The 11915-nt window shown below is 65.0% G+C and carries 13 protein-coding genes; 4 read left to right on the forward strand and 9 right to left on the reverse strand.

Annotation, left to right across the window (positions count from 1 at the left end; all coding sequences use genetic code 11):
- Window positions 1-35 precede the first annotated feature (35 nt).
- The 9 genes from hslU to gshB all read right to left on the reverse strand — a co-directional run bounded on the left by hslU (window position 36) and on the right by gshB (window position 8241).
- Complete coding sequence (hslU, locus tag M5G11_RS04240; RefSeq protein WP_273912459.1) at window positions 36-1373, reverse strand: ATP-dependent protease ATPase subunit HslU; 1338 nt, start codon at window positions 1371-1373, stop codon at window positions 36-38.
- Between the two features lie 78 nt (window positions 1374-1451).
- Window positions 1452-1982 (reverse strand): ATP-dependent protease subunit HslV, encoded by a 531-nt coding sequence (hslV, locus tag M5G11_RS04245; protein ID WP_273912458.1) that lies wholly within the window; start codon window positions 1980-1982, stop codon window positions 1452-1454.
- Between the two features lie 233 nt (window positions 1983-2215).
- Window positions 2216-3487 (reverse strand): dihydroorotase, encoded by a 1272-nt coding sequence (locus M5G11_RS04250; protein WP_273912457.1) that lies wholly within the window; start codon window positions 3485-3487, stop codon window positions 2216-2218.
- Entirely contained in the window at window positions 3484-4488 is a 1005-nt protein-coding gene (locus M5G11_RS04255; RefSeq protein WP_273912456.1) for an aspartate carbamoyltransferase catalytic subunit, read from the reverse strand. The genes M5G11_RS04250 and M5G11_RS04255 overlap by 4 nt, the downstream gene beginning before the upstream one ends.
- 12 nt (window positions 4489-4500) lie before the next feature.
- Entirely contained in the window at window positions 4501-5019 is a 519-nt protein-coding gene (gene pyrR, locus M5G11_RS04260; protein ID WP_273912455.1) for a bifunctional pyr operon transcriptional regulator/uracil phosphoribosyltransferase PyrR, read from the reverse strand.
- A 55-nt stretch (window positions 5020-5074) separates the two neighbouring features.
- The gene (gene ruvX, locus M5G11_RS04265; RefSeq protein ID WP_273912454.1) at window positions 5075-5515 is read right to left on the reverse strand and encodes a Holliday junction resolvase RuvX; all 441 of its coding nucleotides are present in this window, start codon (window positions 5513-5515) and stop codon (window positions 5075-5077) included.
- Window positions 5515-6084 (reverse strand): YqgE/AlgH family protein, encoded by a 570-nt coding sequence (locus M5G11_RS04270; protein WP_273912453.1) that lies wholly within the window; start codon window positions 6082-6084, stop codon window positions 5515-5517. The genes ruvX and M5G11_RS04270 overlap by 1 nt, the downstream gene beginning before the upstream one ends.
- Window positions 6085-6281: 197 nt before the next feature.
- Window positions 6282-7187: an energy transducer TonB gene (locus tag M5G11_RS04275; protein ID WP_273912452.1), complete on the reverse strand. Its 906-nt coding sequence runs from the start codon at window positions 7185-7187 to the stop codon at window positions 6282-6284.
- A 100-nt stretch (window positions 7188-7287) separates the two neighbouring features.
- Complete coding sequence (gene gshB / locus M5G11_RS04280; protein ID WP_273912451.1) at window positions 7288-8241, reverse strand: glutathione synthase; 954 nt, start codon at window positions 8239-8241, stop codon at window positions 7288-7290.
- Between the two features lie 205 nt (window positions 8242-8446).
- On the opposite strand from gshB, the gene pilG reads away from it, so the two are divergent.
- The 4 genes from pilG to M5G11_RS04300 are packed head-to-tail and all read left to right on the forward strand — an operon-like array spanning window position 8447 to window position 11885.
- Entirely contained in the window at window positions 8447-8857 is a 411-nt protein-coding gene (gene pilG, locus M5G11_RS04285) for a twitching motility response regulator PilG (RefSeq protein ID WP_273912483.1), read from the forward strand.
- A 47-nt stretch (window positions 8858-8904) separates the two neighbouring features.
- Window positions 8905-9270 carry a twitching motility response regulator PilH gene (gene pilH / locus M5G11_RS04290; RefSeq protein ID WP_273912450.1) on the forward strand — a complete coding sequence of 122 codons (366 nt, stop codon included), beginning with the start codon at window positions 8905-8907 and terminating at the stop codon, window positions 9268-9270.
- Complete coding sequence (locus M5G11_RS04295) at window positions 9267-9821, forward strand: chemotaxis protein CheW (RefSeq protein ID WP_273912449.1); 555 nt, start codon at window positions 9267-9269, stop codon at window positions 9819-9821. The genes pilH and M5G11_RS04295 overlap by 4 nt, the downstream gene beginning before the upstream one ends.
- A 15-nt stretch (window positions 9822-9836) precedes the next feature.
- Window positions 9837-11885: a methyl-accepting chemotaxis protein gene (locus tag M5G11_RS04300; RefSeq protein WP_273912448.1), complete on the forward strand. Its 2049-nt coding sequence runs from the start codon at window positions 9837-9839 to the stop codon at window positions 11883-11885.
- Window positions 11886-11915 lie beyond the last annotated feature (30 nt).

Here is an 11915-nt window from a genome sequence, read left to right on the forward strand (position 1 = left end):
GCCGCTTGCGCGGCCCTGCCGTAGTCAGTGATGACTTACAGAATATAACGAGAAAGGTCTTCGTTTTGCGCCAATTCGCCGAGGTGGCTGTTGACGTACTCGGCGTCGATGCGGATCGGCGACTCGCTGTGCGCGCTGGCCAGGTCGCCGGCGCTGAACGACACCTCTTCGAGCAGGCGCTCGAGCAGGGTGTGCAGGCGACGGGCACCGATGTTCTCGGTCTTCTCGTTGACCTGCCAGGCGATCTCGGCCAGGCGCTTGATGCCTTCCGGGGCGAACTCGATGTTCAGGCCTTCGGTTTTCAGCAGCTCGCGGTACTGCTCGGTGAGTGAAGCATGCGGCTCGCTGAGGATGCGCTCGAAGTCTTCAGGGGTCAGCGCCTTGAGTTCGACACGGATCGGCAGACGGCCTTGCAGCTCGGGCACCAGGTCGCTCGGCTTGCTCAGGTGGAACGCACCGGAGGCGATGAACAGGATGTGGTCGGTCTTGACCATGCCCAGCTTGGTGTTCACCGTGCAGCCTTCGATCAGCGGCAGCAGGTCGCGCTGTACGCCTTCACGGGAGACATCGGCGCCGCCGACGTTGCCACGCTTGGCCACTTTGTCGATTTCGTCGATGAACACGATGCCGTGCTGCTCGACCGCTTCCAGGGCCTTGGCCTTGAGTTCTTCCTCGTTGACCAGGCGCCCGGCTTCTTCGTCACGCACCAGCTTGAGCGCTTCCTTGACCTTGAGCTTGCGGCTCTTGCGCTTGCCCTTGCCCATGTTGGCGAAGAGGTTCTGCAGCTGGTTGGTCATCTCTTCCATGCCCGGAGGCGCGGAAATGTCGACGCCAACGGCTTCAGCGACTTCGATCTCGATTTCCTTGTCGTCCAGCTGGCCTTCGCGCAGGCGCTTGCGGAACAGCTGACGGGTGTTGGAGTCGCTGCTGCTGACCGTGTCTTCGTTGAAGCCGGTGCGTGCCGGTGGCAGCAGGGCGTCGAGGATGCGGTCTTCGGCGGCGTCTTCGGCGCGGTGACGCACGCGGACCATCTCTTGCTCGCGCAGCAGCTTGATCGCGGCGTCGGCCAGGTCACGGATGATCGACTCGACATCACGGCCGACATAGCCGACTTCGGTGAACTTGGTCGCTTCGACCTTGATGAACGGGGCGTTGGCCAGTTTGGCCAGGCGCCGGGCGATTTCGGTCTTGCCGACGCCGGTCGGGCCGATCATCAGGATGTTCTTCGGGGTCACTTCCACGCGCAGCTCGGCCGGCAGCTGCATGCGGCGCCAGCGGTTGCGCAGGGCGATGGCGACGGCGCGCTTGGCATCGTCCTGGCCGATGATGTGGCGGTTGAGTTCGTGAACGATTTCGCGGGGGGTCATGGACATGGTGATGTCGGTCCTGTGGGCACGGGTGGATCAGCGTGGGAAAGCCCGACCGTCGGGGTCGGGCGCCAGAACAGCTGATTACTCGGCCAGGTCCTGCTCCTCGATGGTCAGGTTGTGGTTGGTGAACACGCAGATGTCGCCGGCGATGTTCAGGGCGGCTTCGGTGATTTCACGGGCCGAGAGGTCGGTTTTCTGCAACAGGGCGCGGGCTGCGGCCTGGGCGTAGCCGCCACCGGAGCCCATGGCGATCAGGCCGTCTTCGGGTTCGACGACGTCACCGTTGCCGGTGATGATCAGCGAGGCGTCCTTGTTGGCGACGGCCAGCATGGCTTCCAGGCGGCTCAGGGAACGGTCGGTACGCCATTCCTTGGCCAGCTCGACGGCGGCGCGGACCAGGTGGCCCTGGTGCTTTTCAAGTTGGCCTTCGAAACGTTCGAACAGGGTGAAGGCGTCGGCGGTGGCACCGGCGAAGCCGGCGATGACCTGGCCGTGGTACAGGCGACGAACCTTTTTGGCGTTGCCTTTCATCACGGTGTTGCCGAGGGAAACCTGGCCGTCGCCACCCATGACGACTTTGCCGTGGCGACGAACTGAAACGATGGTGGTCAAGGGAGAGTCTCCACGCAGCGGGGCGAAAATGCCTGATGCAGACTCATATGGGGGTGGTAGGGAAGATTTCAACCGTGATGGACAGACGGCAAATGCTCAGCACCGATCCCTGTGGGAGCCGGCCTTGCCGGCGATGGGCCGCTTGGCGGCCCCATTGGCAAGGCTGTGCCTTGCATCGCCGGCAAGGCCGGCTCCCACAGTGAGGGGGTCGGGCCACTCCCTTTGGCTGTGGATCAGGCCTCGTGGGAAATGTGCCCGTCGACCAAGGTATAACGCACTGCGCTCGGCAGGCAGTGGCCGATGAACGGGCAATTGTCGCCCTTGGAGCGCCACTGCTCACCCGCCACCGTCGAGGCTTTCGGGTCGAACAGCACCAGGTCCGCCGCACCGCCGACCTTCAACTGACCCGCCGGCAAACGCAGCGCATCGGCCGGGCCGCTGGACAAACGTTGCAACAAAGTCGCGAGGTCGAGCAGGCCGTCTTCCACCAGGATCATCGCCAGCGGCAGCAACAGCTCGACGCTGCTGATACCCGGTTCGGTGGCGCCGAACGGTGCCAGCTTGGCATCGCGCTCGTGCGGCTGGTGATGGCTGGAGATGGCCTGGATGACGCCCGACTTCACCGCTTCACGCAGACCGTCACGGTCGGCCTGGGTGCGCAGCGGCGGCTGCACGTGGTACAGGCTGGAGAAGTCCACCAGCGCCTGGTCGGTGAGGATCAACTGATACAGCGCCACATCGGCGGTGACCGGCAGGCCGCGGGCCTGGGCCTGTTCGATTAGCTTGGCGCCACGGGCACTGGTCAGCTGGCTGAAGTGCGCGCGCACGCCGGTCTGCTCAACCAGCAGCAGGTCACGGGCCAGGGCCACGGTCTCGGCGGTTTCCGGAATGCCCGGCAGGCCGAGGAAGCTGGCCATGGCGCCTTCGTGGGCCAGGCCGTCCTGGGCCAGGTCACGGTCCTGGGAGTGGAAGATCACCGTCAGGTCGAAGGTCGCAGCGTATTCCAGCGCCCGGCACAGGGTACGGGTGTTGGCAAAGCTCTTCAGGCCATTGCCGAAGGCCACGCAGCCGGCGTCGCGCAGGGCGATCAGCTCGGCCAGTTGCTCGCCTTCCAGGCCCTTGCTCAGTGCCCCGATCGGGAACACCTTGCTGTGCCCGGCTTCGCGGGCACGGTCGAGGATCAGTTCGGCCACTGCCGACACGTCCAGCACCGGCTTGGTCTGCGGTGGGCAGCACAGGCTGGTGACGCCACCGGCAGCGGCGGCGCGGGTTTCGCTGGCGATGCTGCCCTTGCGGCTGTAGCCCGGCTCGCGCAGGGCGACGTTGAGGTCGACCAGGCCCGGTGCGGCCACCAGGCCGTCGGCTTGCAGCGTGCGCGCAGGCGTGAAGCCGGCAGGCGCTGCGCCAATGGCGATGATCTTGCCGGCATCGATATGCAGGTCGCTGACCTGGTCCAGGCCGCTGCTGGGGTCGATGACCCGGGCGCCGAGGATACTGAGGGTCACTGGGCGTTCTCCTGCTCGAATTGACGTTGGGCGTTCTGCCCGCTCATGGCCATGGACAACACCGCCATGCGCACCGCGATGCCGTAGGTGACCTGGTTGAGGATCACCGAGTGCGGGCCGTCGGCTACCGCCGATTCGATCTCCACCCCCCGGTTGATCGGCCCCGGGTGCATGACGATGGCGTCCGGCTTGGCGCCGGCCAGGCGTGCGGTGGTCAGGCCGAACAGGCGGTAGAACTCGCCTTCGCTCGGCAGCAGGCCGCCGGCCATGCGCTCGCGCTGCAGGCGCAGCATGATCACCACGTCGACGTCCTTGAGGCCTTGCTCAAGGTCGGTGTAGACCTTCACGCCGTACTGCTCGATACCGATCGGCAGCAGGGTTTTCGGGCCGATCACGCGGATGTCCGGGCAACCCAGGGTCTTCAGCGCGAGCATGTTCGAACGTGCCACCCGCGAGTGCAGGATGTCGCCGACGATGGCCACCGAGAGGTTCTCGAAGCCACCCTTGTGCCGACGAATGGTGAGCATGTCGAGCATGCCCTGGGTCGGGTGGGCGTGGCGGCCGTCGCCGCCGTTGATGATCGCCACCTCCGGGCACACGTGCTCGGCAATGAAGTGCGCAGCACCCGAGTCGCCGTGGCGCACGACGAACATGTCGGCGGCCATGGCCTCAAGGTTGCGCAGGGTGTCGAACAGGGTCTCGCCCTTGCTGGTCGAAGAGGTCGACACGTTCAACGTGATCACGTCGGCCGACAGCCGCTGGGCCGCCAGTTCGAAAGTGGTACGGGTACGCGTGGAGTTTTCGAAGAACACGTTGCACACGGTCTTGCCGCGCAGCAGCGGGACTTTCTTGACCGCCCGGGCACCGACTTCAAGGAACGAGTCGGCGGTGTCGAGGATTTCGGTCAACAGCTCGCGGGGCAAACCGTCGAGCGAGAGGAAGTGGCGTAGCTGGCCCTGATCATTGAGCTGCAGCGGGCGCTTGGCGTCGATTGGCGTCATCGCGGGGGACTCTTAAAGGGCGGAAGCGGAAGCGAGGTCCTGGCGCTCGAGGGCGAGCGGGGCGGGGCCGAGCAATTTTACCCGTTCATGGGCAGCCAGCGACAGGGTGGCACCGACCACATTCGGCCGGATCGGCAGTTCGCCGGCGTCCAGGTCGAGCAGGCACACCAGGGTCACGCTGGCCGGGCGGCCATAATCGAACAGTTCGTTGAGGGCGGCGCGGATGGTCCGCCCGCTCATCAGCACGTCGTCCACCAGCACCAGGTGCTGGCCTTCGATCTCGAACGGCAACGAGGACGGGCGCACCTGCGGGTGCAGGCCGTTCTGGCTGAAGTCATCGCGGTAGAACGATACGTCGAGGGTGCCGAGGGCAGCGTCGCTGCCCAGTTCGGCCAGCAGCGCCTGGGCAACCCAGATACCGCCGGTGTGAATGCCGATGAAGCGCGGCTCGCTGATGTTGCGGCGGGCCAGGTGGGCGCGCAGGTCGACGGCCATCTGCCGGATCAGTTCGGCGGGATTGGGTAAGCTCATGCTTGCTCCTCAAAGGGCCGGGAGCACTGGGCTGGCCCGGCGGTAAAACCGGTGATCAGGATTGCAACTGCCCGGCATTGGCCTCCAGCCAGCCTTGCAGGAGCAGGGCGGCGGCGATGGCATCGACCGGGTTGTCGCGGTAACTGCCGCGCTGACCGCCACGGGCCATGCGCTCGCCCTTGGCTTCGAAGGTGGTCAGGCGTTCATCGTGGGTGTGCACAGGCAGGTTGAAACGACCGTTCAGGCGGCGGGCGAACTTTTCGGCGCGTTCGCTCATTTCGCTCGGGGTGCCGTCCATGTTCAACGGCAGGCCGACGACCAGGGCGTCGGGTTTCCATTCCTTGATCAGTTTTTCCATCTGGGTCCAGTCCGGCGTGCCGTTCTGGGCCTTGAGGGTGCACAGCTCGCGGGCCTGGCCGGTGATCACCTGGCCAACGGCGACGCCGATCTGGCGGCTGCCGTAGTCGAAGCCCAGCAGGAGGCGGATCGCGGCCATCAGGCGTGCCCTGCCTGGCTGGTCAGCAGGCTGAGGTCGATTTTCAGGCTTTTCGCGGCCTGGTTCAGGCGCTTGTCGCTGGCCATGTCAAAGATGATCTCGGGGTCGAAGGGGCAGTTGAGCCAGGCGTTGTCGGCCAGTTCCGCTTCCAGCTGGCCGGCTTCCCAGCCGGCGTAGCCGAGGGTGATCAGGCTTTTTTCCGGGCCGGCGCCGTCGGCGATGGCGAACAGGATGTCCTGCGAGGTGGACAACGACAGCCCGTCGAGGGCAACGGTGGCCTGGAAGGTCTTGTCGCTGGTGTGCAGGACGAAGCCGCGGTCGGTCTGCACCGGGCCGCCGATGTAGATCGGCACCTGCAGGCAGCGGGCGGGCGGTTCGACGTCGGGGCGCAGTTGTTCGAGGATATCGGCCAGGTTCAGCTCCTGGGGACGGTTGACCACCAGACCCATGGCACCGTTGGCGTTGTGCTCGACGATGTAGGTCAGGGTCTGTGCAAAATTCGGGTCCGCCATGTGCGGCATGGCGATCAGGAACTGATGCTTGAGGTAACTCGGGCTGAGGTTTTTCATGGCTATTAGTGTGGCGGCGGGGCGCGGTACTGACAAGCCTGTGGACGCAACTGTCTTGCACTGATTTTCTGTGGGAGCCGGGCTTGCCGGCGATAAGGTCGGCGCGGTATGCGACCGGTGCCCGGTCGATCGCCGGCAAGGCCGGCTCCCACAAGGTCTTGTGCAGGGCAATTGCATCCACACCGTAGTGGACGCGGTCAGTTGCTCGACAAGCGGTCACCCCGCGCAAAGCGCCAGGTGCGGACGATTTCCAGGCGGTCGATGTCCGCCAGGTCACCGGTAAAGGGGGCAAACGGCGCTGCCAGCCGCACGATGCGCTGCGCCGCCTGGTCCAGCACCGGCTGCCCGGACGATTCCAGTACCAGCACCTCATACAGCGAACCATCGCTGTTGATCGACACCAGCAGGCGCAAGTTGCCGTAGATCTGCTGGCGCCGCGCTTCATCCGGGTAGTTCAGGTTGCCAATGCGCTCGACCTTCTTGCGCCACTCATCCTTGTACCAGGCACCCTTGTCACGCATGGTCGAGGCGGCGCTCAAACGGTGGATACGCGGGCGCTTGGCGTACATCTGCTGTTCGTTGGAAAGCTCCGCCTCAAGGCTGGCGATCTGGCTGGACAGCTGCGAGCTGTCGAACTCCGGGGTCACGGCCTTGGGTTTTTCCTGCGGTTTGACTTCCTTGGGCCGGGTCTCGACCTTCTGCGCCTTGGGCACCTGGGTGGTGATCGCGGCTTTCGGCGGGGCCGGCTGCGGCGGTACCTCCTGCTTGGGCGCAGGCGGTGGCGTGACCTTGTTGATCTTGCTGTCCTGGAACGGCGCCAGTTCGGTGGTCTTGGGCACCGCCTTCTTGTCCAGCGTGCCGCTGCCCTGCTGGTTGTCCTGGGCAAGGAAATCGGCTTTTTTCGGCGCCGTTTCGCTTTTGAACGGGGCCAGGGTGATTTCCATCGTCCGGCGGATTTCTTCAGGCTTGGCGAAGGTAAAACCCACCCCGAGGATCAGCGCCAGGTGTGCCAGGGCCGCCACGAACAGGGTAAAACCCAGCCGGTCCGCCGGGCGAACGCGAGGCGGGGAGAAGTCGGCGGGAATGTCGGCAGGAAGCGTCATCGATTATCCAGCAGCCGGGCAAGGCCGGCAGAGCGGGGTGCCCGGTTCAAAAAAGGACCGGCATGATAACCCACTCTGCACGGTTTCCCCGCGTCGGCGGTCAGCGTGCCTTGAGCTTGCGATCAATGGCATCCATCAATTGGGCGCCAATGTTGGTGCCGTAGGCATTGTCGATTTCGCGGATGCAGGTCGGGCTGGTGACGTTGATTTCGGTCAGGTGCTCGCCGATCACGTCCAGGCCGACGAACAGCAGGCCCTTCTCACGCAGGGTCGGGCCCACCTGGGCGGCGATCCAGCGGTCACGCTCGGTCAGCTCGCGGGCTTCGCCACGCCCGCCGGCAGCCAGGTTGCCACGGGTTTCACCGCTGGCCGGGATGCGCGCCAGGCAGTACGGCACCGGCTCGCCGTCGATCATCAGGATGCGCTTGTCGCCGTCCTTGATGGCCGGCAGGTAGGCTTGCGCCATGATCTGCTGGGTGCCCAGCGCGGTCAGGGTCTCAAGGATCACCGACAGGTTCGGGTCGCCCACGCGGTGGCGGAAGATCGAGGTGCCGCCCATGCCGTCCAGCGGCTTGAGGATCACGTCGCCATGCTGCGCGGCGAATTCGCGGATGATGTCCGGGCGGCGGCTGACCAGGGTCGGCGGGGTGCACTGCGGGAACAGCGTGGCGAACAGTTTTTCGTTGCAGTCACGCAGGCTCTGCGGCTTGTTGACCACCAGCACGCCGGCGGTCTCGGCCTGCTCCAGCAGGTAGGTGCTGTAGACGAACTCCATGTCGAACGGCGGATCCTTGCGCATCAGGATCACGTCCAGGTCGCTCAGCGGCGCGTCGACTTCATCCTGCAGCTCGAACCAGCGTGCCGGGTCGGCGAACACCGTCAGCGGGCGCATGCGCGCACGGGCCGTGCCGGCGCCCTGGTAGAGGTCCTGTTGTTCCATGTAGAACAGCGACCAGCCGCGTTCCTGGGCTGCCAGCAACATGGCCAGCGAGCTGTCCTTCTTGTAGGAGATGGACGCGATAGGGTCCATGACAATCCCGAGGCGAACGCTCATGGGGTATATCCTCTCGGCGGCAGGGGGCCGCAGTGCGCAAATGAAAAGTGGCGTCAGGGTGGCGCTCGCAGCGTCGTCGGTCAAGGGAAAAACGCAGCCTGGCCGGGCCGCCGCGCGGGTCGATGGAATGCACCCCCCGGAGTGTGCTAAAAAGGCCTGGCACGTGGCCTGCACGGCGCTACTTACAGGCAATGGTAGAGCAATCATGGGACAGCCCGACACGGCCTTGAAGGTCATGGTGATCGACGACTCCAAGACGATTCGCCGCACCGCCGAAATGTTTCTCAGCGAAGCCGGCTGCGAGGTCATCACGGCCATCGACGGCTTCGATGCCCTGGCCAAGATCGTCGATCAGCGCCCCGGCATCATATTTGTCGACGTATTGATGCCGCGCCTCGACGGCTACCAGACCTGCGCGCTGGTCAAGCAGAACAGCGCCTTCAAGGACACGCCGGTGATCATGCTCTCTTCGCGTGACGGCCTGTTCGACAAGGCCCGGGGCCGGATCGTCGGCTCTGATCAATTTTTGACCAAGCCTTTCAGCAAAGAAGAACTGCTCGACGCGATCCGCGCCCATGTGCCGGGTTTCGCCGCAGAAGAACAACACGCACCCTGACGCCGTGTCCCCTGGACGCGGCGTCTTTCCTTTAAATGGGGAACAGCATGGCCCGAATTCTGATCGTCGACGACTCGCCGACTGAAATGTACAAACTCACCGGAATGCTCGAAAAACACGGGCATCAGGTACTCAAGGCGGTCAATGGCGCCGACGGCGTGGCCCTGGCCACCGAAGAAAAGCCCGACGCGGTCCTGATGGACATCGTCATGCCGGGCGTGAACGGCTTCCAGGCCACCCGCCAGTTGAGCAAGAACCCGGAAACCGCCGCTATCCCGGTAATCATCGTCACCACCAAGGACCAGGAGACCGACAAGGTCTGGGGCACGCGCCAGGGCGCCCGTGACTACCTGACCAAGCCGGTGGACGAAGACACCCTGATCAAGGTGCTCAACGGCGTCCTCAAAGGTTGACCACGCGGCCCATGGGCGAGTCGCTGACGGCGTTCGAGCTGCTGCTGGACATCGACCGGCGTTGCCGGCTGTTGGCGGCGGACCTGCCGCTGCAGGAAACCCGCCTGCAAACCTGGAGCGGCATCGGCTTTCGCATGGGCGCGCACTGGTTCGTGGCACCCATGGGGGAAATCGCCGAGGTGCTGCAGGAGCAGCGCCTGAGCCGTATCCCCGGGGTCAAGCCCTGGGTGGCCGGGGTCTCCAACCTGCGCGGGCGCTTGCTGCCAGTGATGGACCTGTGCGGTTTTCTCGGCCTGGGCCTGTCGGTGGTGCGCAAGCAGCGCCGGGTGCTGGTGCTTGATCATGAAGAGTTGTTTGCCGGGCTGCTGGTCGATGAGGTCGTCGGCTTGCAGCACTTCCCCCTGCACAGCCTCGAACTGTCGCCGCCCGAGCCGCTGCTCGACGCCGCCCGACCGTTTCTTCAGGGGCATTTCCAGCGTGAGCGCTGCTGGGGGATCTTCAGTCCGTTTGCCCTGGCCCAGGCGCCGGGCTTTCTCGATGTGGCGCTGTAAAGGAATGACAGTCCAGTGACCAAGCTCAAGAGCTCCCAGGCGGTGCACAGCTCACGCAGCAGCGCGCAGATCACGGCGTTGTTCGTCGTGCTGATCCTGTCGATCGTCCTGCTGTTCGCCAACTTTGCCTACCTGAACACCCAGGCCAACTACGACAAGCAGTACATCGGCCATGCCGGCGAGTTGCGCGTGCTGTCGCAGCGCATCGCCAAGAACGCCACTGAGGCGGCGGCCGGCAAGCCGCGTGCGTTCAAGCTGTTGAGCGAGGCACGCAACGATTTCGAGCAGCGCTGGGGCTACCTGAAAAAGGGCGACTCGAGCACCGGCCTGCCGGCGGCGCCGCCGGCCGTGCGGGTGGAAATGGACGCCGTGCAGCGCGACTGGGAAAACCTGCGCAAGAACGCCGACGCGATCCTCGCCAGCGAGCAGACCGTGCTGTCACTTCACCAGGTGGCCGCGACCCTGGCCGAGACCGTGCCGCAGTTGCAGGTCGAATATGAAAAGGTCGTCGAGATCCTGCTGCAAAGCGGTGCGCCGGCCAATCAGGTCGCGGTGGCGCAGCGCCAGTCGCTGCTGGCCGAGCGAATCCTCGGTTCGGTCAACACCGTGCTGGCCGGCGACGAAACCGCCGTGCAGGCCGCTGATGCCTTTGGCCGTGACGCCAGCCGTTTTGGCCAGGTACTCGAGGGCATGCTCGGCGGCAACCCGGCGATCCAGGTGACCCGCGTACAAGACCCTGACGCCCGCGCCCGCCTGGCGGACATCGCCGAACTGTTCCAGTTCGTTGCCGGTTCGGTGGACGAGATTCTTGAGACCTCGCCCGAGCTGTTTCGCGTGCGCGAAGCGGCCGGGAGCATCTTCAACCTGTCGCAGACCCTGCTCGACGAAGCCTCGCACCTGGCCAACGGTTTTGAAAACCTCGCTGGTGGTCGTACCCTGGATACCGTTGGTGGCTATGTGCTGGGCCTGCTGGCGCTGGCCTCGATCATCCTGATCGGCTCGGTGATGGTCCGGGAAACCAACCGTCAGTTGCGTGAAACCGCGGAAAAGAACGAACGCAACCAGCAGGCGATCATGCGCCTGCTGGACGAAATCGAAGACCTTGCCGATGGCAACCTGACGGTCACCGCCTCGGTGACCGAAGACTTCACCGGGGCCATCGCCGACTCGATCAACTATTCCATCGACCAACTGCGCGACCTGGTGGCGACCATCAACCTCAGCGCCGAGGAAGTCGCCGCTGCGGTACAGGATACCCAGGCCACCGCCGCCCAGCTGGCCAAGGCCTCCGGCCATCAGGCCGAGCAGATCGCCGATGCCTCGGTGGCGGTCGGTGATATGGCCGAGTCCATCGACCGGGTGTCCAACCACGCCTATGAATCGGCCAAGGTTGCCGAGCGTTCGGTGGCGATTGCCAACAAGGGCAACGAGGTGGTGCACAACACCATCCACGGCATGGACAACATCCGCGAGCAAATCCAGGACACCGCCAAGCGCATCAAGCGCCTGGGCGAGTCGTCCCAGGAAATCGGCGATATCGTCAGCCTGATCGACGACATTGCCGACCAGACCAACATCCTGGCCCTCAATGCGGCGATCCAGGCCTCGATGGCGGGCGAGGCCGGGCGCGGTTTTGCGGTGGTGGCCGACGAAGTCCAACGCCTGGCTGAACGCTCGTCCTCGGCCACGCGGCAGATCGAGGCGCTGGTGCGGGCGATCCAGGCAGACACCAACGAGGCGGTCATCTCCATGGAGCAAACCACCGCCGAAGTGGTGCGTGGCGCACGACTGGCGCAGGATGCCGGGGTGGCCCTGGCCGAGATCGAGGGGGTCTCGCAGACCCTTGCCGACCTGATCCACAGCATCTCCGACGCGGCGCAATTGCAGACCTCATCGGCTGGGCAGATTTCCCATACCATGTCGGTGATCCAGCAGATCACTGCACAAACCTCGTCCGGCTCGACCGCCACGGCCGAAAGCATCGGCGACCTGGCACGCATGGCCAGCGAGATGCGTCGCTCGGTCTCGGGCTTCACCTTGCCTCCGACACCGGAGGCGCGCTGATTTCGGCGCGCGGGCAACTTGGCTACTGGA

This window comes from Pseudomonas fontis (assembly GCF_028656955.1).
Taxonomy (GTDB): Bacteria; Pseudomonadota; Gammaproteobacteria; order Pseudomonadales; family Pseudomonadaceae; genus Aquipseudomonas; species Aquipseudomonas fontis.

Bases quoted from the DNA above. Each gene is read 5' to 3' on its own strand.
- hslU (WP_273912459.1), bottom strand. From the start codon at position 1,373: ATGTCCATGACCCCCCGCGAAATCGTTCACGAACTCAACCGCCACATC.
- M5G11_RS04255 (WP_273912456.1), bottom strand. From the start codon at position 4,488: ATGACGCCAATCGACGCCAAGCGCCCGCTGCAGCTCAATGATCAGGGC.
- pyrR (WP_273912455.1), bottom strand. From the start codon at position 5,019: ATGAGCTTACCCAATCCCGCCGAACTGATCCGGCAGATGGCCGTCGAC.
- ruvX (WP_273912454.1), bottom strand. From the start codon at position 5,515: ATGGCCGCGATCCGCCTCCTGCTGGGCTTCGACTACGGCAGCCGCCAG.
- M5G11_RS04270 (WP_273912453.1), bottom strand. From the start codon at position 6,084: ATGAAAAACCTCAGCCCGAGTTACCTCAAGCATCAGTTCCTGATCGCC.
- M5G11_RS04275 (WP_273912452.1), bottom strand. From the start codon at position 7,187: ATGACGCTTCCTGCCGACATTCCCGCCGACTTCTCCCCGCCTCGCGTT.
- gshB (WP_273912451.1), bottom strand. From the start codon at position 8,241: ATGAGCGTTCGCCTCGGGATTGTCATGGACCCTATCGCGTCCATCTCC.
- pilG (WP_273912483.1), top strand. From the start codon at position 8,447: ATGGGACAGCCCGACACGGCCTTGAAGGTCATGGTGATCGACGACTCC.
- pilH (WP_273912450.1), top strand. From the start codon at position 8,905: ATGGCCCGAATTCTGATCGTCGACGACTCGCCGACTGAAATGTACAAA.